Source organism: Helicobacter vulpis, from assembly GCF_003660395.1.
GTDB lineage: Bacteria > Campylobacterota > Campylobacteria > Campylobacterales > Helicobacteraceae > Helicobacter > Helicobacter vulpis.
Window position 1 is genome coordinate 27,357 of record NZ_QXQT01000001.1, and the last position, 22,175, is coordinate 49,531.

Consider the following 22,175-nt stretch of genomic DNA (forward strand, 5'->3'; position numbering starts at 1 on the left):
TTAAATACAGACCAAGCAGGCGTGCAAACAATGGGGGATTTGCTGGAGCGCGCGCAAGATGTCGGTGCTAATAGGCGCGTCCACTAAGATCACCGCTAAAGCCTCTTGCTTGTCATTGCGCCCCAATCTGAAATCTGCGATATTGATCCCATGTTTGCCCAAAGTCTGCCCCACATTGCCCACCACCCCGGGCACATCGGTGTTTTTGAATAAAATCATATTGCCTTGGGGTTTAATGTCCATTTCAAAGCCGTTAATATTGGTGATCTTGAGCAAGTCGTTGGCAAAGATAGTCCCGCTCACTTGGGTGGTTTGGGTGCGCGTGGTGAGCTGGAGGGTGATCGCGTTGGTGTAGGGGGTGGCGTTGTCTAAAGCGCGTGTGCTGATAGCAATTTTGCGCTCTTGAGCGACAAAGCGCGCGTTGACTTCGTTGATCTGATCGCCTAGGGTGGGCTTGAGCAATCCTAAAAGGGCAAAGGTGAGCAAAGAGTCGGCGTATTCGCGCACAGGTCCAGCCACAATGAGTTCGAGCGCCCCAATCGCGTCCTTATTGATTTGGGCAGAGAAAAAACCTAGTTTTTGCGTCAGTTGTAAATAGGTCTTAGCATAAGTAGGCATGTGCGCTTTAATAGAGAGATTGAGCGCGTTAGGGTATGCGCTCCCTTTTAGGGATTGAATCACCGCCTTAGCCGCTTCTAGGGCGATCTGCTCTTGAGATTCTAGGGTGTTAGCCCCGATATGGGGGGTTACATAGACATTCTCTAAATCTAGCAAAGGGTTTGCTATGCTAGGTTCTTTGCTAAAGACATCTAGCCCCAACCAACGCACTTTCTTAGAACGCAACGCCTCTAAAAGCGCCTTTTCATTGTAAAGCCCCCCGCGCGCGCAGTTGATGAGAATCACCCCCTCTTTCATTTTGGCGATTTGGGGCGCGTCAATGATATTAAGGGTCTCTGCATTCTTAGGGGTGTGGATGGTGATACAATCGCATGCCAAAATCTCATTAAAGTCTGTGGTGTAATGCGCGCCTAAATCTGTGGCTTTGGATTTGTGGATATAGGGATCGTAAGCGATCACCTCCATGCCAAAGGCGCGCGCGCGCACCCCCACACGCGAGCCGATATTGCCAAAGCCAATGATCCCTAACTTTTTCCCCTTGAGCTCTGTGCCATACCAATCCTCACGCTTCCAAAGTCTCTCTGATTTGAGTTGGGCGTTCGCGCTAGGGAAACGGCGCACGGCGTTGAGCAAATGCGCCATAGTGAGTTCTACGGCTGCGATGGTGTTGGCTGTGGGGACATTCATCACCACAATCCCCTTTTTAGAACACAGATCGATATGGACATTATCCACACCCACCCCTGCGCGTACAATGGCTTTGAGTTGATGGGCATGCTCGAGCATGGGCGCATCAATGGGGGTCATGCTCCGCGTGATGAGCGCATGGGCGTTTTTGAGCGCGTGGGGTAGCGCGTTTTTGGGGGTGCTAGAATGATCCAAAACTTCTAAATCTGTTTGGGCATGGAGCAGAGCCACCCCGGCAGAGTGGATGGGATCGCAGATGACAACTTGGGGCATGGTCTTCCTTAATTGAATTGGTAGGGGATCTGATAATAACGCAGGTCGTCTAAAAAGGCTTGGCGCACAGGCGAATTAGGCAGATAGATGATTAAGGTTGTTGTGCGCCCCTTTTTATCGGTGGCAAAATCAATGCGCTTTTCTTTTAAAATTTCATGCAAACAGAAGAACTTATACGCGTCCAAATTGCGGACAAATAATTTCTGCACTTGATGGCGCTCTCGAAACTCCAAAGTAACGCGCCGTTCTAAGATGGGGTAATCAAAATCCTTAGACTCTAGGATACCAGGGGTGAGTTTTTCAGGAGGGTGCGGTTTGGTGAGAGGAGTCGACAGGTCTAGACTGCCACTGAGATGGTGGGGGGGAGGCGGAGGCTTGATATGGGTGATATAAAACTTATAGCCCACCCCCAGCACTGCAAATGCCACCAACCCTATAACTCCTAAGGGAACGAGTAGTCTAAAACGCTTTAAACGCTTTTTTTTCATTAGCGAGACTAGAATTTACCAGCAAGTTTGTCTCCCAGGGTGATCTTATCTCTCCCAGCATTGAATGCTTGCAGTTGCTCGCGCTCTTTTTTGTGCTCGAGTCGGCGCACGGAAGCGCGCGCCTTGTGGGTGGTCTTATCCAAAGACACCAGTACGCTAGTGATCTCCTGCCCCATGGCCACTTCTTCTTTTTTGAGCGGGGATAGGTCTTCATTTTTGATCAAAACATCAATGTTGTTCACCCGCACGAATACCCCGAAATCCTTAATGCTCACCACGCTCCCCTGAATGGTGTCGCCGATTTTATGCTGTTGGGCAAAGACCTCTAGGGGCGAGGGTTGTTTGAACTTCATCTCTAAGGAGATCTTTTCCTCTTCCTTATTGATACGCGCGATTTTAGTTTGCACCACATCGCCCATCTTGAAATGATCCCTGCACTTTTGATCGGATTCCCAAAAGGCATCTTTATTGTGCAAGAGCCCATCCACACCGCCTAAATTGATAAAAACCCCAAAATCGGTTAGGCTCACCACCTTGCCCTCTACCAAATCCCCCACCCTGTGTTTGGAGACAAATTCGTTAAAAGGCTTGTCTGAAAGCTGTTTGAGCGAAACGCGTAAACGGCGGTTTTTGCTGTCAATTTCAATGATCTTGACATCAATTTCTTGATCCAATTCTAAATAGTCTTGGGGGTGTTTGACATCTTTGTTCCAAGAGATTTCAGAGATGTGCAAAAAGCCCTCAATGTCATTGCCAATATCCACAAACACCCCGTAACTCTCAATGCTGCTCACCACGACCTTGATCGCATAGCCCACTTTTAACTTGCTTTGAATCTCCTCCCATGGGTCCTCCATAGTGGCTTTGATGGAGAGAGAAAGGCGCTTTTTCTCCTCATCATAAGCGATTGCCTTGACTTGCACCTCATCGCCCTCTTTGAAATGCTTGGCCGGGTTAGCCGATCCGCGGTGTGTGATCTCGCTATAATGCACCAAGCCCTCCACTCCATCCACCTCTACAAACACCCCAAAGCCCGTAATGCTCTTCACAACGCCTTTACGCACCGCTTGAGACTCCATGAGCTTCTTAGCACCCTCATGCTGTTGTTTGTCGTGTACATCAAAAAAACGCTTTCTAGACACGCTAATGGAGCCTGCCTCCGGATCGATGGAGGTGATACACGCTTTAATGTGCTTGCCAATGTGCTTGCTATCGCGCCGCAAGGAGGATTGAGATTTAGAGAGGAAGTATTCTGCGCCCTCTTTATCTGCAAGAACATACCCCCCCTTGTTCTCGCGCACCACTCTTCCTTCAACCACCTTGTCTTTGTAATCCGCTCCTAGCTGGGCGATCTTTGCTTGCACCTTGTCATACACAATGGCGCGCTTGTAAGAGACGCTAGGGCGTTCGCCTTTCTGAGACACATAGACGCGAATGGGACTCTCCACCCCAAAGAGCAAGGCCCCCTGTGTGTCCCTAATTTCATCTAAAGAGAGCCGCCCCTCGGTTTTGCCCCCCACGCTCACCATGGCGTAATTCTCCGCTTCGTTGATAGAAACAATCACGCCTTCTTTAACCATGCCCTTTTGTTCTGCATCGTCCTCCTTATCCATGGTGTCCATGTATTGCTTGAACACTTCAGATTCGTCCAAAGATTCCAACTCTTGCTTCATCCACAACCTTCCAATTAACATTCAGGCTATTGTAGCCTTTGTTTACTTATAATTACCAAAAAGACCACCCATGCCCTTTGTGCACACCCATTTTAGTGCCATTTCTCTAGTGATCACCACCTACAACCAAGAGGCGCGTTTAGCCCTCGTGTTGGATTCTGTACTCCATCTAGCTTATAAACCCCATGAAGTCTTGATTGCAGACGATGGGAGTACACCCAAAACCCGCGCCTTGATTGAAAACTATATGCCTAAATTTGCACAAGAAGCCATGCCCCTCTTACATGTTTGGCAAGAAGATTTAGGCTTTCGCGCCGCCAAAAGCCGCAACAATGCCATCATGCAGGCAAGCGGAGATTACATTATCCTCATTGATACGGATATGATTCTACACCCTTATTTCATTTACGATCATCTGCTCTTTGCACGCCCTAAGACTTTGTTGCAAGGGGGGCGCTTGATTCTCAATGCCCAAGAAAGCCAAAATCTTTTAGATCGCCAAGATTTCACGCTAGCCTATGCCAAACGCGCCTTGAAAAACCAGCGCGCGCTCGCTTTGGCAAGATTGTGTTACTTGCCTAGCGTGCGCACTTGTCAACCCCGCGCCTTGCTCAAGGGGGTAAGGAGTGCGAACATGAGTTTTAGCAAGGCGGATTTTTTAGCCATTGAGGGGTTTAATGAACATTTCATCGGCTGGGGCAGAGAAGATAGCGAGTTTGTGGCGCGTTTTCTCTTCAATGCGGGGGTGATGAAACGCTTGCGCTTCTGCGCGCTCGCTTACCACATTTACCATGAAGAAAATAGCCGTGCTAGTTTGGAGGCTAACCACGCGCTCTATTTGCAAACCCTGCAAGAGCGCAAGATTACTTGGCGTTAAACTTAAACTTTAAAGGCAAGCGTTTTGACTTCAAGATACGCCCTATTTTAAGTTAATATTTATTTATTTTAAGATACAATGAAGAGGCTATTTATAAAATTGTAAAGGAGTTGGGGGGCATTATACTTAGTTAGTAACGCCCTGCTGAGACTAAAGAGAGAAGGAGAAGGCATGAAACTTAGCCCGAAAACCAAGCAGTATCTCTATGCCATTTGGTTTATTGTAGCATTGGGTGTGATCGGGTCGTTCGTAAAGCACTTTTCTGAGGTACGCCATTGGTTGTGGTGGGAGCACATGCTGATCCTATTTGGAATGGTGTGGGCGTTCACTATACCATTGGATTTTTTTAAAATATCCCCCCCCGATAAGTGGCTCCCATGGAAACCCACGCTATTACTAATTGTCCTTATAGCCCCCATAATCGTGGTGATTAACGGGGCATTGGGCTGGTGAGCTGATTTGGCGCAACACTGCGCCGAGCCTAAATGAAAGGAGAGACCATGAATCTGAGCCTGAAAGCCAAGCAATACATCCATGCCCTTTTGTTTATTGTAACCCTGAATGTGGACTATGTGTTCGTAAGCCACTTTTCTAAAATACGCCATTGGTTGTGGTGGGAGCAGTAGCTTATTGCATTGGGGATCGCGAGCTTGGCTTTGATCGTGATCGTTCTCTTTAGATTGCAGCCCGATAAATGGCTTCCATGGAGATATTTTTTACCGCTCCTAGCTCTCATAACACTCATAAGCCAGGTGATTAGCGGAGTGCTGGGCTGGTGAGCTGGGAGAACTCTTGCTTAAGCTTGTCTCTATGGCTATGCCAGACGGTCCCTTGTTTCAAGAGATCATCCAGGGAGTCATCCAAGTTTGGAAGACTTAAAAGTCAATCTTGTTGTTATTAACATCAGCTGTACCCGCGCCCACGCCTTGCTGGTAATTGCGTAATTGTTTGAAGGCTTGGGCTTTGATACGCTCAATGGCGGCACTGCGATCGGGTTGATCGGCATACAAGCTTTTAGAATAGACAATATTGCCCTGACAATCCCTGATATTGAGATTGAGCCCAATATGGAACAAGCCATTTGCCGTACTCTCATAGATTTTATTTTCAATGCGGTACAAGCCCGGATCATCAGATTGCTGGATAAAGCGCGCGTATTGCCCGGTGAGCGCGTCAGAAATTTCTGAATCGGAGCCGGGCGCGTAGATGAGATTTGCTTTGGGGTGGGGGCTGTTTTCCTTGACAAGCTCTTGATAGGGGGTCAAAGAAGCCACACCCCGTCCATAGGCGTTTAAAATTTCTTGCAAGGGCATGGCTTTAGCGAGGGTGGTTTGTAATTTCTGTACCTCTTTTAAGAAAATGCCCTTACAGCCCTCTTGGGGGTGCAAAGCGCTTAGGGTTTCATAAAGATTATGATAGCGCTTGGCCAAGATGTTTAAAAACATGTTTTTGTTGAGCTTAAGACGGGTGTAGCAAGTATGGTGTGTGCATTCCTGTTTGTCCGTCTTGACATTGACAAATTTCATAGAATCCACAACAAGGCGGATATTCTGGCTAGAGCGCTTGTCTAAGGTGTTATTGTCTCGCGTGGTCTGACGGGTGGTGATAGAAGACACACTCACCACAATCCCGCTGGCTAGATCATTGAGGGCCTTTTGTTTGGCAATCTCCTTACTCTCCCCCGCACCATTGCCATAGAAATACGCGGGGTCGCCCTTGAAGTTTTGATACCAATGCGGGGCATGGGGAGCAGCCTGTAAAAACCAAGGAACAATGGCTAAGGACAACAGACATCTAGCAAACATGATTTCTCCTTCAAAAGGGCTATTCTAACATAAAATCTTAACTACCATAAAACTTTTACCACGCTGGAGTAACCAAAGCTCCTAATGTAAATAATATTGTGCTTGTTGGCGCAAAAGGTATTAGGGGATAGGGGCACAGCAGCTTGGCAGGACAAGAGCGTAAAATCGTAAATATCCTGCCCATCGGCTAGCACACGTACGCGTTCATTAGGGGCATTGCTCACCGCGCGGTGTAGATCCTATGCGGAAAGATGCTAGGGGAGCGGATATCTGCAGAAGTACTCACCGCAGCATAGAGCGAAGAGAACAACCCCCCTAAAACCCCCAGGTATTGATTAGAAATAGCCTCTAAACCCACTTTTAATACTGTTGAGGTGATAGCGCGCGTGATGATGTAGGGGAGTTGTTTTTTAAATTCATTGGCAATGAGATCATCTAATAACACTAATTCCTCAAATTTGTTTTGTTGATGGGCAGTATTTAGGCTAAAATTGGTATGGAAGTCCACCCCGTCCACCAGCTGGGGCAAGGCCAAACTTGCGGTGTACATCCCCTCAGGTAGCGGGAGAGGGAGGGTGATTTTAAATTCCTGTTTGGTGGCTTGCTTGCCATCTTCAAGAAATACCCAAGTGAATTTTTGAGAAGAAGGATGTTGGAAAAAGAGCAAATCTTCGCCAATGGTGATGACGTGGCTGATTCCATAGGCCTCTTTGAGATAGTCTATGCCCTTAGAGCGGTCGTTATCTAGCGCAAAGAAGAGTCCAGAGAGATAGGACACGGCCGGGTTGATCAAATCAGTATAAGCACTGAAACGATCCAAATTAGAATAATCCTCTCCTAGTACCTCCTGCACCTTAGAATCCGAATCTGCTGGGCTCAACCTAGAAGAACCTCTTTGATGCATGTTTTCAATGGCCTTTTGAATCTGCTTGTGGTAAAACTCTTTAGCACGCCTCTGCCGATCATTGGCGCGGTTAAACTCTACGCGCGCGTTATTAGGGTCGCCGATGAGCAAATAATCCATCGCCTTGTAATAATTCATCAACACGCTTTCATAGATGCTCCCTACATAGGTCTTGACATTATCATTAACCAGGACCGCGCCCACATTGCTTAAGGATTTATTGAAAAGGTTGATATGGTGGTCAAATTGGGCTTCAGCCGCATCGAGCGCAATGAGGGAATCTTGATATTGCCCCAACATCAACGCGCTCACCCCCCTTTGCAATTCCCATAAAGATCCATCCTTATGATCTTTCAGGCTCATTTGTGTAGAAAACAAATAAGCATTTTGCATGCCAAGGGGGGAGTAATAGGCACGATCAAAGCGTGCAAATTCTGAACGATGCCCGGTACAACCCACAAAAAATAAAAGTAAAAAAATCAAGTAGGTATAATATTGCGTCTTCAACTCTCTCTCCTTGTTGGCTATTTTAACAAAGCATAAGCAATATTATGTTAAGGTCAAGTCCGCCTTTTTTCAGACCTATGCAATGGAGTATCGAGTCAACGCTTCAGGGTGGAGACACAGCAGAGCAACTTGATATTTTGTGTGCCTTAGTCATCTGGGAAAAGGCTATTTTGATCAAGAATGATGCATGCGCCTACTTTTCATGGGAACGCCCCCTTTTGCCCAAATCGTCCTAGCCCATCTCTTAGATCAGCGCTTTGAGGTGATCGCGCTCTTCACCCAACCTAGTAAACCTTTTGGGCGCACCCAAGTGCTCAAACGCTCCGCCACTAAGGAGTTTTTACAGCGCGCGCACCCCCACATCCCCATTTTTGAGCCAACCAAGCTAGACACACCCCTTATAGAGACGATTCGCACGCTCAAGCCCGATGTGATTGTGGTGGTGGCTTATGGCAAGATTCTCCCCCAAGCTCTTCTAGATATTGCCCCCTGCTTGAATTTGCATGGCTCAATTCTGCCCCAATTCAGGGGCGCATCGCCCATGCAAGAGATGATTCTAAAAGACGCATCAGAATTTGGCGTGAGCGTGATTGCGATGAACGCTCAAATGGACGCGGGCGATATTTTAGGAGTGGCGCGTGTGAAACGCAAATCCTACATGAACACAGAGGAATTAGGCGCGCTCTTAGCCCCTATAGGGGCTCAATTGCTTGTAGAGATTTTACGCCAACCCTTTAAACCAATGCCTCAAGATCACACGCAGGCGAGTTATTGCGCCAAAATCACCAAGCAAGACGGGCTAGTGTGTTTTCAAGAAGCCAAACAGGTGTTTTTAAAAGCCCTAGCCTACCATCCTTGGCCGGGTGTGTTTTTGGCAAGCGGGCTTAAGCTTTTTGGGGTGGAATTGGTGCAAGAACAGGGTACACACAAGGAAGGGGTTCTCTTGGATTTAGAGCAAGAGAGCGCCTTAGTGGGGTGTGCTAAGGGGGTGCTTAGGATCGCCTCTGTGCAAGCCCCCAACAAACAGAAGATGCGCACAAAGGCTTATATGAGTGGAAAACGCCTCAAAATAGGAGATGTGTTAGGATGATGCCCATCTTGTCCTTTGCATGCTTGCCTTCTACCCAACTCTATTTGGTAGAACAGGTTAAGCAGCATGCCCTCAAACTGCCCGTGTGTGTCATAGCCCAAACCCAAAATGCAGGGGTGGGAAGTCGGGGCTGTGTGTGGGAGCAAGTGGAGGAGGGTTTGACTTTTTCTTTTGCTATTGCCTTAGGGGACTTGCCCGCTGATGTGCCTAGACAAAGTTGGAGCGTGTATTTTGGGTATCTTTTTAAAGAGAGTTTGTCTAACGCACAGGTGTGGCTCAAGTGGCCCAATGATCTCTACAAGGGAGAGGAGAAAATCGGGGGGGTGATGAGTCAGATTGTGCGCGATAGTATTGTTTGTGGGATTGGGCTCAATCTCAAGGCGCAACACTATGGCGCGCTAGGCATGTTAGATAAAGAAGCGTTATTACAGGTGTTTTTAACGCGCGTACAAGCGGGTATTTCATGGCAAGAAGTACTCAAGGCGTACCGCCTAGAATTTAGCGCGCGCCACCAGCATTGTTTTTTTCACGATCGGGGCGTGCGAGTGCCCTTGCGCGGCGCGCGCGTGCTGGATGACGGGGGGCTACAGATTGGACAACAGGTTTATTACGGGGCTAGATGATTTAAGCTAAGCTTTGTTAGAATCGCGCTTTTGAGCAAGGATTGAGCGTGGATATTTCTGTTAATGTGTATTTGATGTTGGTGGTGTTTGTAACTTTTCTGTTATTGATGTGGCTCTCTAATGTGTGGATTTATAAACCCATGTTAGCCAACATGGACGCGCGGGAGGGTTCTATTGGACAAGATAGTGCCTTTATTGACAAAACCACCCAAGAGATCACACATTTAAAACAAGAGGCAAGCCATCTAGTTAAAGAGGCGCGCCTTCGCGCCAACAAGATTTTGCAAGACAGCCTGCAGAAAGCCCGTGAAGATTACGAGCATGCGCTCACCCAAAAAGAGGGTGATCTACAAAAAGATTTTGAGGCCTTTATGCATGCGCTAAAGGAAAGTAAAAGTGAATTGAAATTACAATTAAGTCAGGATTTACCCGCCCTAGAGGTGTCTTTGCAACAAAAAATATCTCAAATGTAGGAACGAATTTGATACAACGCGCGTTACTTGGGTTCTTGTGTGGTGGTTTTTTGTGGGGGGCCCAGGGGCATGACATCTCTCAAACCGACATCGTGTTGCGGATTGTCAACTTCATTCTCTTTGCTGGGTTAGTGTGGTATTTTATTAGCGGACCCTTGAAGCGCATGCTAGAGCAAAGGCGCGCCAAGATCGCTAGCAAATTAAACGCTTTACAAGAGCAACGCCAAGTCATTAAAGAGGAGAAGGAGCAGGCACTCAAAGCCCTAGAGCAGGCTAAGCGGGAGGCCAGCCAAATTATTTCTAGCGCCACACAAGAGGCGTTTTTGCTCACGCAGAAATATGAACAACAGGCTAAAAGCGCCATAGAAAAACTCATTAAAGACAACCAAAGTCTGAAACATAAAGAAGAGTTGCGAATCCAACAAGAAGTGGTTGCAGAAATCCTAGATGCCCTGTTCAAGTCCAAGCAGGCGCATTTTGATGCTACCACTTACATGCACCTACTTCAAGATAAGGTGGCTGGATGAATTTGGTGGCAAAGAAATACGCGCGCGCGCTCAGGGAGAGTTTTAGCGCGGATTTAGAGAGGGCGCTCAAAGCTTTAGAGCGCATGTGTGCGCTTTACACTTCTGCAGAGTTCATCGAGGTGTTGCAATCCCCCTACTATCCTAATACGATCAAGCAAAAAATCCTAAATGATGTGTTAGAAGATAAGGATCCGCGCTTGCAACGCTTTTTGGAAGTGTTAAGCGAACACCAACGCTTCATTGTGTTGCCAGAGATTTATAAAGAGTTATGCGCATGGGTACAACGCCAACAAAATGCCTATAAAGGTTATTTGTATTGCAACCAAGAAGTGGGAGATTTAGGCGCGTTAGAAGCGCAAGTTGCCAAGCGTTTAAACATCACTCTAAGTTTAGAGAGTGTGCTCGTTGAGCATGAGGGTATCCGTTTAGAGATTCCTGATCTAGGCGTGGAGGTGGCTTTTTACAAGGATCACTTCCTCCGCCAGCTCAAACATTTTATCATGGAAGCGGTCTAAATTACGCAAGGAGACAAAGTGTTAAAATTAAAAGCCGAAGAAATCAGTGCCATTATTAAAGAGAGAATTGAGAACTTCGCCCCCGATATTAATATCACCCAAGTGGGCAAGGTGATCGCCTATGCGGATGGCGTTGCTAAGGTCTATGGGCTTAAAGATGTGATGTCCTATGAAGTGGTGGAGTTTGACACGGGCGATCGCGGGTTAGCGTCTAACTTAGAAGAGGGGAGCATTGGAGTCATTGTTTTGGGGAGTGGCAAAGACATCAAAGAGGGTACAAGTGTTAAGCGCACCAAGCAACTCATGAAAGTACCCGTAGGGGACGCAGTGGTGGGAAGGGTTATTAACACTTTGGGCGAGCCCATTGATGGCAAGGGACCTATTGGCGCAGAGGAATTTAGGTTCGTGGAACAAAAGGCTCCGGGTATTATGGATCGTAAATCCGTGCACGAACCCTTGCAGACGGGGATTAAAGCCATTGACGCGCTAGTACCTATCGGGCGGGGGCAACGCGAGCTCATCATCGGGGACAAGCAAACGGGTAAAACCACCGTGGCGGTAGATACCATCATCAACCAAAAAGATCAGAATGTGATCTGTATTTATGTCGCTATTGGGCAAAAGGAATCCACGGTAGCCCAAGTGGTGCGCAAATTAGAAGAATACGGCGCGATGGAATATAGCGTGGTGGTGAACGCCTCTGCTTCGGCTTCGCCTGCCATGCAATACCTCGCTCCCTATGCTGGGGTTACCATTGGGGAATATTTCAGAGATCATGGTCGGCATGCGCTGATTATTTATGACGATCTAAGCAAGCATGCCGTGGCGTATCGTGAAATTTCTTTGATCTTGCGCCGCCCCCCGGGTCGAGAAGCTTTCCCCGGAGATGTGTTTTATATCCACTCTAGATTATTGGAACGCGCAGCTAAAATGAGCGATGAGAAAGGCGCGGGCTCTCTAACCGCCCTGCCCATCATTGAAACCCAAGCGGGTGATGTGTCCGCTTACATCCCCACCAATGTGATCTCCATCACCGATGGGCAGATCTTTTTAGAGACTGATCTGTTCTATTCTGGGATTCGCCCTGCGATCAATGTGGGCCTATCTGTCTCTAGGGTGGGCGGGGCGGCTCAAATCAAAGGTACTAAGCAAGTGGCGGGTACCTTGCGTTTGGATTTAGCGCAATATCGCGAATTGCAAGCGTTTGCCCAATTTGCCTCTGATTTAGATGAAGCCAGCCGTAAGCAACTCGATCGCGGGCAACGCATGGTGGAGGTGCTCAAGCAACCCCCCTATTCGCCCTTGCCCATTGAAAAACAAATTGTGATGATCTATGCAGGTGTGAAAGGGTTTTTAGACGATGTGCCCACCAATAAAGTAGTTTCTTTTGAAGAGAGACTCTATCCCTTCTTGGAATCCAAATACTCCAATGTCTTAGAGGACATCCGCACTAAAAAGGCTTTGGATAAAGACCTAGAGGCTGCGTTAAAAGTGGCTATTGAAGAGTTTAAACTAGGCTTTTAGCATGGGTAGAAGTCTGAAGGATATTAGAAAAAAGATCGCCAGTGTCAAAAACACCCAAAAAACCACCCGCGCGATGAAGTTGGTCTCCACTTCTAAGCTCAAGAAAACCGAAGAAGTCGCCAAGCGGTCTCGAGTTTTTGCTGAAAAGCTCAACGAAGTGGTGGGCGATATTTGCACCAAAATCAAAACCCGTAATATCAAGGGCATTGAGAGCAAATACTTTGCCCAGCTTGAACACCCTACGATCCAAAAGATAGATATTATCTTTGTAACCGCAGATAAGGGATTATGTGGGGGGTTTAACATGACAACCATTAAAGAGGTGTTGCGCCATATCAATCTCTACAAGGCACAGGGAGTCAAGGTGCGCTTGAGAGGGATTGGCAAAAAAGGCGTGGCTTATTTCACTTACAATGGGATCGACTTGTTAGACAAGGCGATCGATTTGTCCAGCGCGCCAGATTACGAACGCGCGAGCGCTTTCATTGATAGGGCGGTGCAGGACTATTTAAATGGCTTGACTGACAGCGTGTTGATCGTACATAATGGCTTCAAAAATATGATTTCCCAGGAATTGCGTGTCCAACAGATTTTGCCCCTAGATTTTGTAGAAATTGATTCGGATACACAAGGGGGGATTGTTGTAGAACCCGATGATGAGGAGGGGGTCATCTTAGACGCGTTGGCTAAAAAATTCATTGACTTCAACATGTATTATGCGTTGCTAGACTCTCTAGCTGCCGAGCACAGCGCACGCATGCAGGCGATGGACACCGCTACAAACAACGCCGCAGATTTAGTGCGCAGCTTAACCATCTCGTATAATAAAGCTAGACAAGAGGCGATCACCACCGAGCTTGTGGAGATCAACGCCGGCGTAGAAGCCATTAAATAAAGGAGCAACATGGAAGGGAAGATTATACAGATCATGGGTCCCGTGGTGGATGTGGAGTTTGAAGATTACCTACCCGCCATTTACGAAGCCTTGGATGTTACCTATCAATTTGAGAGTGAGGACAAGAACCTTGTTTTAGAGGTGGCGGCGCATTTGGGGGATAACCGGGTGCGCACCATTGCGATGGACATGACAGAGGGGCTCACCAGGGGGCAAAAGGTAGTCGCGCGGGGCAAGATGATCGAAGTGCCCGTAGGAGAAGAGGTCTTGGGGCGCATTTTCAATGTGGTAGGAGAGGTGATTGATGAGGGCGAACCCTTGAAAGAGCCCACCACTTGGCCCATCCACAGAAATGCCCCTTCTTTGAGCAACAAAGCACCAAAACAGAGATGTTTGAAACGGGGATCAAGGTGGTAGACTTGCTTGCGCCCTATTCTAAAGGGGGTAAAGTTGGGTTGTTCGGGGGGGCAGGCGTGGGCAAAACCGTGATCATCATGGAGCTCATCCATAATGTGGCGTATAAACATAGCGGGTATTCTGTCTTCGCGGGGGTAGGGGAGCGCACTAGAGAGGGCAATGACCTTTATCACGAGATGAAAGAGGGGGGCGTGTTGGACAAGGTGGCTCTTTGCTATGGGCAGATGAACGAGCCTCCGGGGGCAAGAAATCGCATCGCTTTTACCGGTTTGACAATGGCAGAGTATTTTAGAGATCAAAAGGGCTTAGATATTTTGATGTTCATTGACAACATCTTTAGGTACGCCCAATCAGGGGCAGAAATGTCGGCTTTGTTAGGGCGTATCCCCTCAGCGGTGGGTTACCAACCCACTTTAGCAAGCGAAATGGGCAAACTTCAAGAGCGCATCACTTCTACTAAAAATGGCTCAATCACCTCTGTGCAGGCAGTCTATGTACCCGCAGACGACTTGACCGACCCCGCTCCTGCTTCGGTCTTTGCGCACCTAGATGCCACTACGGTGCTCAACCGCAAAATTGCCGAAAAGGGGATTTACCCCGCTGTAGACCCTCTAGATTCCACTTCTAGGATTTTAGACCCCCAGGTGATTGGCGAAGAACATTACCGAGTTGCTACAGGCATTCAGCAAGTTTTGCAAAAGTATAAGGATTTGCAAGACATCATCGCCATTTTGGGGATGGATGAACTCTCTGAGGAGGATAAGAAGGTCGTAGAGCGCGCGCGCAAGATTGAAAAATTTCTCTCCCAGCCTTTCTTTGTGGCAGAGGTCTTTACGGGAAGTCCGGGGAAATATGTAACCTTAAAAGAGACCTTGGAAGGCTTTGGAGGGATTTTAGAGGGCAAGTATGACAATATCCCAGAAAATGCCTTCTACATGGTGGGCAATATCCAAGAGGTGGTCGAAAAATACGAAAAGATGAAAGCGGAGGGCAAGGATCAAAAAAGCGCGTCATAAAGGACAAATATGGGATTAGTCGTGAGCATTGTCGTACCTCAGGGGTCTATTTTTTCTGGCTCTGTGGATCGCATCACCTTGCCCGGTGCGGAGGGTGAGTTTGGAGTCTTAGAAGGGCATAGCAACATGGTTTCCCTGCTTAAAAGCGGAGTGATTGAGATCGAGCGCAATCAAGAGAGTAGTTTGATTGCCATTAGCTGGGGCTATGTGGAGGTGAAGCATAGCAGTGTGGATATTTTAGCCGATGGGGCGGTGTTCATTAAGGGTGATGATGAAGTCTACAAAGCCAAGAAACTCTTAGAAGATGCCACCGCCGATAGATTAGCCATTTCTAGTGTGATCGCGCGTATCGAGACGCGTGGCTTGAGGTAGGGCGTGGCTTCTTTACAAAATTTCATTTACGAGAGTGGGTTTGTTACCATAATAGTGCTGGCCTCTTTATCTCTCTATTTTATTTTGACCTTATGGGTGTTCTTTTATAAGTACGTGGCCATTCGTACTAATATTCTTAAAGAACGCCAAGCTTTAGAGGCGTTAATGGCAGGCAATGCGAGTATGCTCAGTGTCAAGCTCTTTGAGAGCGCGGGGCGTTTTTCTAAGGAACTCTTGCTAGTTTGGAAAAACCAGGTTTTGCAACAAAACACCACAGGCCTAGTGGTGTTGAGTATTGTCGCTTCTACTGCCCCCTTTATCGGACTCTTTGGTACTGTGGTGGAAATCCTCAACGCCTTTGGGCGTTTGGGGACACAGGTTTCTTTTGATGTGATTGCCCCGGTGATTTCTAAGGCGCTTGTGGCTACGGCTGCTGGGATTCTAACCGCTATCCCAGCTTATTCGTTTTTTTTGATCTTAAAGCGCAAGGTTTACGATCTCTCTGTCTGCGTGCAAATGCAAATAGATTTTTTGATTGCTAGAGAAGGGTAATTGTGTTTGAAGTGGAGCATTGGGACGCAGATAAACCCGAGCTCAATATCACCCCCTTAGTGGATATTATGCTGGTCTTGTTGGCAATCCTTATGGTAGCCACTCCCACCATCACCTATCACGAACACATTTCTCTGCCCAAAGGCGCTAAGAACACGCGGATAAATCGCAATCATGTCTTAGAAATCCGTATGGATTTACAGGGCAAAATTTACATTTATGACAAGACCTATAGCTACGCCACTTTTCCGGACGCTTTTGGCGCGCTGGCAAGTAGCTATGATAAGAACACCGCAATCTATGTACGCGCTGATAAACGCTTGGCCTATGAAAAAATCATTTACTTGTTAAAAAGCATTAGAGAAGCGGGGTTTTCTAAGGTGTCCTTGATCACTAGTGCGTGATGGACAAGAAGCTAGTGATCGGATCAGGGGTCTTAGCCTGCGCATGCTATGTGATCTTGCTTGTTTTATTGCTCTCCCATACACCCCCTAAAAAAGTCTCTATTCCGGAAAGCTTAGATGTGTCCTTGGTGATGGATTCTCTGAGCGCGCCCAACCCCTTTGAAGATTTAGGGGTGAGTGGGATGTTTGCAGACATTCCTGATAAGCAGTCCCCACCCCCACAAAACCAACCCAATCGCTCAGAATTACAGCGCGCCCAAAGTTTGTTAAAAAACATACAGCTCAATCAACACCAGAAGGCCTTTGAGGATTTACAAAGCAGTTTAGACACCATTAAAGGACAACTCCAAACCCTGCAACATAAGAGCATTGATTTCCAAGTACCTAAACAAGAACAGATGTCTAAGCAAGAATATCAAGAATGGTTTCAAGAACTCTACCAAATCCTCTATGGGCGTTGGAAACTTAGCTTCAAACAACCGGCATCTGTGGGCGCGCTCATCACTATTTCTGCAACGGGACAATTTAGTTTCGCCATTGTGGAATACTCACCCTTTGCAGACTATAATCAAGAGATTGAACGCCTCTTAACTTCTTTGCAGGATCAAAAATTCCCCCCCTATCCCAAGGGGGCGATCACCCTCAAGGTTAATTTTAAGACAAAGGATCAATGATGCGGTTTTTATGGATTATACTCCTCCAAACCTATCTCTTTGGGGTGGACGCGACTTTAGACATTGTGAAAAGCATCCAGAAATTACCCAAAGTAGAAGTACGTTATTTAGACAATGCCCAAGAACCCTATCTCTCAAAAATCTATGGCATGCTGCTCTCCGATCTTAAGATCAGCAACCATGTAGAAGCAGTTGGGGCAGGCGCGCAAAGTGAAAATATAGACTACAATGCCATGGCAGGGCAGGGGGTTGAATTATTGGTCAGCTTGCGTGTGGACAAGCTCGGGCAGATCAATGTACGCCTCTATGATGTCGCCCATCAAAATATCTTAGGGATCAAAGACTATACCTTCACAAAAAAGGAACTCTTCCCCTTTATCGCGCATAAAGTCGCCATTGATGTGAATGACGCACTCAAAGCTCCCTCCATCGCTTGGATGGCACGCTTTGTGGTCTTTGCCAAATACATTAGGCCCGGGGTTACCAATATTGTCGTGGCTGATTACAGTTTGACTTACCAGCAAGACATCATCAACAATGGCATGCTCAATGTGTTTCCCAAATGGGGCGATGCCAATCAAAGTACCATCTATTACACCCAATACCTGCGCAAACCCACCATCATTAAATACAATTTGCGCAATGGCTCTAGCGAAGTCATCACCCAAAGCGATGGCATGGCCGCAGTCTCTAGCGTGAGTCAAAATGGAGAAAAATTACTCCTCACTCTAGCTCCAGAGGGTCAAAGCGATATTTTTCTCTACGACACTATTAAAAAAACCCAAACCCGCTTAACCTCTTATCCCGGAATCGATGTGTTGGGGAATTTTGTCGATCATGAAAGGGCAATGGTCTTTGTCTCCGATCGCATGGGTTATCCCAATGTCTATCTTAAAAAACTCAAGCCAGATGCGCCAGTGGAGCAAGTAATCTTCTATTCCAAGAATAACGATTCAGTGGCCACTTCTGGGGACAATATTGTCTATGTGAATCGTTCTGAACGCGATGCTAGTGGGCAGAGCAGTTTTAATTTACATCTGATCACCCTCAAAAGCGATTATGTGCGCCGTTTGACAGCCAGCGGGGTGAATCAAATGCCCCGTTTCTCTAGGGATGGGGAGGCGATCATGTTCTTGAAAAAAGCTGCCCAGCAAAATGCTTTGGGAGTGCTGTTGCTAGAGTACAACCAAAGCTACCTCTTCCCCTTAGAGAATATCCAAATTCAATCCTTTGATTGGTAGTTTAAGAGAGAAAAGACTATAATGGGGGGATTTTTTGTAAAAAAGCACAAAGGAGTATTATGAATAAATGGGCAGTGGCAGGAGCTTTAGCCGCGTTGTTGACAATTACGGGTTGTGGAGGCGGAGATCATGCGCAACCAGCCCCGCAACCTCCGCAGACCCAGAGCGCGCAACCAGCCCCAAGCGAACAACCCGTTCAAAACCAAACCGTGCAGCCTGAGGAAGCGCACCAAGAAGCCCCAAAACCCGCCCCAGAACCCCCTAAACCCCATATAGAAAGTGGCACGATCGTTAGCCAAGTCTATTTTGACTTTGACAAATACGATATTCGCCCAGACATGCAAGATGCGATCGATGAGGGCGCGCAAAAAGTACAAGAGTACAAAATGAAAGTGCTCCTAGAGGGCAATACTGATGAGTTTGGCACTGGAGAATATAACTTCGCGCTGGGCAATAAGCGGGCATTGAGTGTGAAGCAGGCGTTAGTGTTAAAGGGGATTGATGAGTCTGAAATTCAGGTTGTCAGTTTTGGGGAAACCAAGCCCATTTGTCAGGAGAAAACTAGAGAGTGCTACCAAAAGAACAGAAGGGTAGATGTTAAAGTCGTCGAGTAATGCGTCTAACGTATCTCTTGTGCTTGATGGGGGGGGTTTTAAGTGCCGAGCCCTCTGCCTTTGATTTGCAAAGCGGGGCGACAAAACAAGAGTTAGGCGCGCTCAAGTCCAGCAATAAGAATTTACAAGGCATCATCACCACCCTTAAGGGGCAAACCGATGCCCTATTACAAAGCCAAGAGGGGCTCAAGAGCGTCTTTGAAGGGCAGGGAGTTAAACTCAAGGAGGTTAGCGATGCGTTGAACACGCACGATCAAACCCTTAAGGCCCTCAAAAGTACCCAAGACATGCAAGGGAATTTACTTAAAGAACAGAGCAGTTTGATAGACGCGCTCAAATCGCAGGTAGAAGCCAATAAGAAAGCCCTCACCCAATTGGATCAAAAACTCAATGACATGAACGGTGTACTCACCCAAATGAATAGCGATTTTGCCACTAAGTTACAAGCTATCCAAACTTCCATTGAGGAACAAGCGCGCCTGAATGCCAAAAAACTCAAAGAGATCGCGCGTTTGGCAAGCACTACCCCCAAAAATGCAACGCCTCTTCTGCCCCTCCAAGAAGTCACCTTTGATAAAAACCCAGCCAAACGCCAAGCCATTGCTAAAGAAGCCCTAGATCTCTACCACCAAAAACACTTTCAAGAAGCGCAAGCGCGCTTTGCGTGGTTGGGTGAGACCCACTACAAACCCGCTTACCATTATTACATGGCCGGCGAATCGGCTTACATGCAAAAGAATTATAAAGATGCGATCTCTTTTTACAAAAAAAGCGCGCTCATTAAGGATAAAACCAACTATATGCCCGTTTTGTTATGGCACACGGCATGGGCGTTTAAATTCCTAGGCGATCAAAACAACCATTACAAATTTTTACGATCCCTCTCCCGTCTCTATCCTGAAAGCGATCAGGGTAAAAGAGCGTTAAACGCTTTGGACAAAGAAACTAACACAAAAAAGGACACACATGGCAATGCCAGCAAGAGCACAGGTAGCAACCATTGAATACCAAGTTATAGACCCCCAAACCCAAGAAGTCATTGACGCGAGTAAAAAGCCTCTAGAATTCGTGCTAGGCGCGGGGCAGGTGATCGTGGGTGTAGAAAAAGCTCTTCAAGGGGTTAGCATTGGGGAAAAGTTAGTTGTGGACATCCCCCCCCAAGAAGCTTATGGGCCTTACCGCACAGATTACCTACAAGAAGTGCCTAGAGATCAATTTGAAGGGATTGAGTTGAAAAGGGGCATGACATTATTTGGGCAAAGTGAAGATCAAGAAAGCGTGCAGGTGAGCGTGAAGGATTTTAGCGACCAAATGGTGATGTTGGACTACAACCATCCCCTAGCGGGCAAAACTCTCACTTTCCACATCAAACTCTTGGATCTAAAAGAGGCTTCAGAACAGGAAGTGTTGCGCGCCCAAGGAGGGACTAAGTCATGTTGTGGAGGGGGATGTGGTTGCAAACACTAGGCCAAGCCTCTAGGGCTGTATGCGCACTTTAAATATTGGTATTATCGGCTTAGGTTGCGTGGGGATGGGGGTGGTAGAGATTTTAGCGCGCAATCAATACTGGATTGCCCAGCGCTGTGGTTGTCGCCTGCAGATACGCAGGGGTGTGGTCCGCGATCTCTCTAAAAAACGCGTGCTGGATTTCCCCATTAGTGATCGCGTGCAGGACGTTTTAGAAGATGACGCTATCGACATTGTGGTAGAACTCATGGGGGGAGTGCAAGAGGCTTTCCATGTGGCTAAACAAGCTCTAAATCGCCATAAGATCTTCGTGAGTGCCAACAAGGCCATGTTAGCACAACACTACCATAGCCTGAGCCAAATGGCCAAGCAGTCTTTAGGATTTGAAGCCAGTGTGGGGGGGGGAATCCCTATCATTAGCGCGCTTCAGGGGGGGCTTGGGGCTAATCAGATTTCCCATCTTGCGGGTATTTTAAATGGCACAAGTAATTTCATCTTAGAACAAATGCAACAGGGTGCGGACTTTAAACAAGCCTTACAACAAGCCCAAGCTTTGGGCTATGCTGAAGCCGATCCCAGTTTGGATATTAGCGGAGAAGACAGCGCGCATAAGCTCTTGATCTTAGCCACCCTAGCTTTCCACACCCGCCCTACGCTCCACTATTTAGAGGGGATTGAAAAAATTGAAAATGTGGACATACAACAGGCTCAACATTTAGGGTATGCCATCAAACTTCTAGCCCGCGCACAGTGCCAAAATGGCCATCTTATTTTGAGCGTGCGCCCTACTCTCATCCCACAAGAACATTTCTTAGCCCAAGTACATGGGGTGATGAATGGGGTATTGGTTGTTGGAGATTGCGTGGGTGAAACATTCTTTTATGGGGCAGGAGCAGGGGGGTTAGCCAGTGCAAGTGCGGTGGTGAGTGATTTGATGGCAGTCGCTAAAAACCCTAAAGCCGCCCCCCTTGTAGAGTTACGCTCTTATACCTATGCACCGCTTCCTCAAAGCTATTACCTGCGGGTGTCCACTTCTAGTCTTGCCAGTGTGCAATCTATTCTTGAAAACCACGGCATCGCCCTAGTTAGCCACCATATCGAGTCTAATACAATGGCTTGTATCACAGAACCCGTACTGGATTCGCATTTGCAAAAAGCCCTAGCTAGTTTACATCACCAGAGCGTGCGTGTCTTTTGTGTCTATGAGTCGTGCCCGGGGCCTGCTTGCTGAAGAAATAGCTTGCGCCTATTTAATGAGTCGCAATTTTAGGATTGAGGCGCGCAATTTTGCATGTCTTTTTGGAGAGATTGACATCATCGCGTTGCAAGGGGGGATTTTGCATTTTGTGGAAGTCAAATACCGCAAACACACTCCCCCCATTTATACCCTCACGCGGGCTAAACTTGCCCGCATCACTAAGAGTATCCAAGTCTATTTACAAAGCTATCCCCATGACATACCCTATTGTATTGACGCGTTGCTTATCAGGGGAAGTTTACAAAATTATACAATTGAGTGGTTAGAGAATATTGGGTGGTTAGAGTAAGGTGGACTTTATCTTTAGTGTTATAGAATAAGCGGTCTACTTAAATTTTGAGGAGTGATTGTGGCGAATTATATTGAGTTGACCAGCGAGAATTTTGAAAGTGTAACTAGCAGCGGTGCGGTTGTGGTGGATTTTTGGGCCCCTTGGTGTGGGCCTTGTAAAATGCTCTCTCCTGTGATTGACGAATTGGCTAGTGAATATGAGGGTAGGGCGAAGGTTTGTAAGGTCAACACAGACGAGCAAGAAGAGCTTTCTGCAAAGTTTGGCATTAGAAGCATTCCCACCGTGCTGTATATGAAAGATGGGGTTGTACAAAACCAAACCGTGGGGGCACTCTCTAAACAAGCACTTAAAGATCATATTGACAAATTGCTCTGATCGTCTAAAGAGAT

General features: G+C 47.2%; 26 protein-coding genes and 1 pseudogene. 21 read left to right on the forward strand and 6 right to left on the reverse strand.

Annotation, left to right across the window (positions count from 1 at the left end; translation table 11 throughout):
- From serA to EAO38_RS00225, 3 genes are all read right to left on the reverse strand, one after another.
- Positions 1-1,578 (reverse strand): phosphoglycerate dehydrogenase, encoded by a 1,578-nt coding sequence (gene serA / locus EAO38_RS00215; protein WP_121020252.1) that lies wholly within the window; start codon positions 1,576-1,578, stop codon positions 1-3.
- 8 nt (positions 1,579-1,586) lie between these two features.
- Positions 1,587-2,006, reverse strand: a complete 420-nt coding sequence (locus EAO38_RS00220) for a hypothetical protein (protein ID WP_162982637.1) — start codon at positions 2,004-2,006, stop codon at positions 1,587-1,589.
- A 68-nt stretch (positions 2,007-2,074) separates the two neighbouring features.
- A complete protein-coding gene (locus EAO38_RS00225) occupies positions 2,075-3,739 on the reverse strand; it encodes a 30S ribosomal protein S1 (protein ID WP_121020254.1) in 1,665 nt (554 codons plus the stop codon).
- Positions 3,740-3,809: 70 nt separating this feature from the next.
- Between EAO38_RS00225 and EAO38_RS00230 the strand changes: the two genes are divergently transcribed.
- Both EAO38_RS00230 and EAO38_RS09295 read left to right on the forward strand, forming a co-directional pair.
- The gene (locus EAO38_RS00230) at positions 3,810-4,616 is read left to right on the forward strand and encodes a glycosyltransferase family 2 protein (RefSeq protein ID WP_121020255.1); all 807 of its coding nucleotides are present in this window, start codon (positions 3,810-3,812) and stop codon (positions 4,614-4,616) included.
- 500 nt (positions 4,617-5,116) lie between these two features.
- The gene (locus tag EAO38_RS09295) at positions 5,117-5,242 is read left to right on the forward strand and encodes a hypothetical protein (protein ID WP_268877800.1); all 126 of its coding nucleotides are present in this window, start codon (positions 5,117-5,119) and stop codon (positions 5,240-5,242) included.
- 249 nt (positions 5,243-5,491) lie between these two features.
- On the opposite strand, the gene EAO38_RS00240 is transcribed toward EAO38_RS09295, so the two are convergent.
- Genes EAO38_RS00240 through EAO38_RS00245 form a run of 3 tightly spaced genes read right to left on the reverse strand, consistent with a single transcriptional unit; the run spans position 5,492 to position 7,832 of the window.
- Positions 5,492-6,421 (reverse strand): LPP20 family lipoprotein, encoded by a 930-nt coding sequence (locus EAO38_RS00240; protein WP_121020257.1) that lies wholly within the window; start codon positions 6,419-6,421, stop codon positions 5,492-5,494.
- A gap of 41 nt (positions 6,422-6,462) precedes the next feature.
- Entirely contained in the window at positions 6,463-6,645 is a 183-nt protein-coding gene (locus tag EAO38_RS09055) for a hypothetical protein (protein WP_235852430.1), read from the reverse strand.
- The gene (locus tag EAO38_RS00245) at positions 6,642-7,832 is read right to left on the reverse strand and encodes a COG3014 family protein (protein WP_235852431.1); all 1,191 of its coding nucleotides are present in this window, start codon (positions 7,830-7,832) and stop codon (positions 6,642-6,644) included. The genes EAO38_RS09055 and EAO38_RS00245 overlap by 4 nt, the downstream gene beginning before the upstream one ends.
- A gap of 187 nt (positions 7,833-8,019) precedes the next feature.
- Between EAO38_RS00245 and fmt the strand changes: the two genes are divergently transcribed.
- The 19 genes and pseudogenes from fmt to trxA all read left to right on the forward strand — a co-directional run bounded on the left by fmt (position 8,020) and on the right by trxA (position 22,161).
- Positions 8,020-8,922 carry a methionyl-tRNA formyltransferase gene (gene fmt / locus EAO38_RS00250; protein WP_121020258.1) on the forward strand — a complete coding sequence of 301 codons (903 nt, stop codon included), beginning with the start codon at positions 8,020-8,022 and terminating at the stop codon, positions 8,920-8,922.
- Positions 8,922-9,545 carry a biotin--[acetyl-CoA-carboxylase] ligase gene (locus EAO38_RS00255; RefSeq protein ID WP_121020325.1) on the forward strand — a complete coding sequence of 208 codons (624 nt, stop codon included), beginning with the start codon at positions 8,922-8,924 and terminating at the stop codon, positions 9,543-9,545. Before fmt ends, EAO38_RS00255 begins: the two co-directional genes overlap by 1 nt.
- 47 nt (positions 9,546-9,592) lie before the next feature.
- The gene (locus EAO38_RS00260; RefSeq protein WP_121020259.1) at positions 9,593-10,018 is read left to right on the forward strand and encodes a F0F1 ATP synthase subunit B family protein; all 426 of its coding nucleotides are present in this window, start codon (positions 9,593-9,595) and stop codon (positions 10,016-10,018) included.
- Between the two features lie 50 nt (positions 10,019-10,068).
- A complete protein-coding gene (locus EAO38_RS00265; protein WP_235852432.1) occupies positions 10,069-10,545 on the forward strand; it encodes a F0F1 ATP synthase subunit B family protein in 477 nt (158 codons plus the stop codon).
- The gene (locus tag EAO38_RS00270; protein WP_121020261.1) at positions 10,542-11,060 is read left to right on the forward strand and encodes a F0F1 ATP synthase subunit delta; all 519 of its coding nucleotides are present in this window, start codon (positions 10,542-10,544) and stop codon (positions 11,058-11,060) included. Before EAO38_RS00265 ends, EAO38_RS00270 begins: the two co-directional genes overlap by 4 nt.
- 18 nt (positions 11,061-11,078) lie before the next feature.
- On the forward strand, positions 11,079-12,584 hold the full coding sequence (gene atpA / locus EAO38_RS00275) for a F0F1 ATP synthase subunit alpha (RefSeq protein ID WP_121020262.1): 1,506 nt from the start codon (positions 11,079-11,081) through the stop codon (positions 12,582-12,584).
- A 1-nt stretch (position 12,585) separates the two neighbouring features.
- Positions 12,586-13,479: an ATP synthase F1 subunit gamma gene (gene atpG, locus EAO38_RS00280; RefSeq protein WP_121020263.1), complete on the forward strand. Its 894-nt coding sequence runs from the start codon at positions 12,586-12,588 to the stop codon at positions 13,477-13,479.
- A 9-nt stretch (positions 13,480-13,488) separates the two neighbouring features.
- Positions 13,489-14,912, forward strand: a pseudogene (gene atpD, locus EAO38_RS00285) (F0F1 ATP synthase subunit beta).
- Positions 14,913-14,921: 9 nt separating this feature from the next.
- Positions 14,922-15,284 (forward strand): ATP synthase F1 subunit epsilon, encoded by a 363-nt coding sequence (atpC, locus tag EAO38_RS00290; RefSeq protein ID WP_121020264.1) that lies wholly within the window; start codon positions 14,922-14,924, stop codon positions 15,282-15,284.
- Positions 15,285-15,287: 3 nt separating this feature from the next.
- A complete protein-coding gene (locus EAO38_RS00295) occupies positions 15,288-15,836 on the forward strand; it encodes a MotA/TolQ/ExbB proton channel family protein (protein WP_121020265.1) in 549 nt (182 codons plus the stop codon).
- A gap of 2 nt (positions 15,837-15,838) precedes the next feature.
- On the forward strand, positions 15,839-16,240 hold the full coding sequence (locus EAO38_RS00300; RefSeq protein WP_121020266.1) for an ExbD/TolR family protein: 402 nt from the start codon (positions 15,839-15,841) through the stop codon (positions 16,238-16,240).
- The gene (locus EAO38_RS00305; protein WP_121020267.1) at positions 16,240-16,914 is read left to right on the forward strand and encodes a TonB C-terminal domain-containing protein; all 675 of its coding nucleotides are present in this window, start codon (positions 16,240-16,242) and stop codon (positions 16,912-16,914) included. The genes EAO38_RS00300 and EAO38_RS00305 overlap by 1 nt, the downstream gene beginning before the upstream one ends.
- The gene (gene tolB, locus EAO38_RS00310) at positions 16,914-18,155 is read left to right on the forward strand and encodes a Tol-Pal system protein TolB (RefSeq protein ID WP_121020268.1); all 1,242 of its coding nucleotides are present in this window, start codon (positions 16,914-16,916) and stop codon (positions 18,153-18,155) included. The genes EAO38_RS00305 and tolB overlap by 1 nt, the downstream gene beginning before the upstream one ends.
- A gap of 59 nt (positions 18,156-18,214) precedes the next feature.
- Positions 18,215-18,769, forward strand: coding sequence for an OmpA family protein (locus tag EAO38_RS00315; protein WP_121020269.1), 555 nt, complete (start codon positions 18,215-18,217; stop codon positions 18,767-18,769).
- Positions 18,769-19,773: a tetratricopeptide repeat protein gene (locus EAO38_RS00320; protein WP_121020270.1), complete on the forward strand. Its 1,005-nt coding sequence runs from the start codon at positions 18,769-18,771 to the stop codon at positions 19,771-19,773. Before EAO38_RS00315 ends, EAO38_RS00320 begins: the two co-directional genes overlap by 1 nt.
- The gene (locus EAO38_RS00325; RefSeq protein ID WP_121020326.1) at positions 19,742-20,236 is read left to right on the forward strand and encodes an FKBP-type peptidyl-prolyl cis-trans isomerase; all 495 of its coding nucleotides are present in this window, start codon (positions 19,742-19,744) and stop codon (positions 20,234-20,236) included. Before EAO38_RS00320 ends, EAO38_RS00325 begins: the two co-directional genes overlap by 32 nt.
- A gap of 19 nt (positions 20,237-20,255) precedes the next feature.
- Complete coding sequence (locus EAO38_RS00330; RefSeq protein ID WP_121020271.1) at positions 20,256-21,467, forward strand: homoserine dehydrogenase; 1,212 nt, start codon at positions 20,256-20,258, stop codon at positions 21,465-21,467.
- Between the two features lie 22 nt (positions 21,468-21,489).
- Complete coding sequence (locus tag EAO38_RS00335; RefSeq protein ID WP_235852434.1) at positions 21,490-21,783, forward strand: YraN family protein; 294 nt, start codon at positions 21,490-21,492, stop codon at positions 21,781-21,783.
- A 60-nt stretch (positions 21,784-21,843) separates the two neighbouring features.
- Positions 21,844-22,161, forward strand: a complete 318-nt coding sequence (gene trxA / locus EAO38_RS00340; protein WP_121020272.1) for a thioredoxin — start codon at positions 21,844-21,846, stop codon at positions 22,159-22,161.
- Positions 22,162-22,175 lie beyond the last annotated feature (14 nt).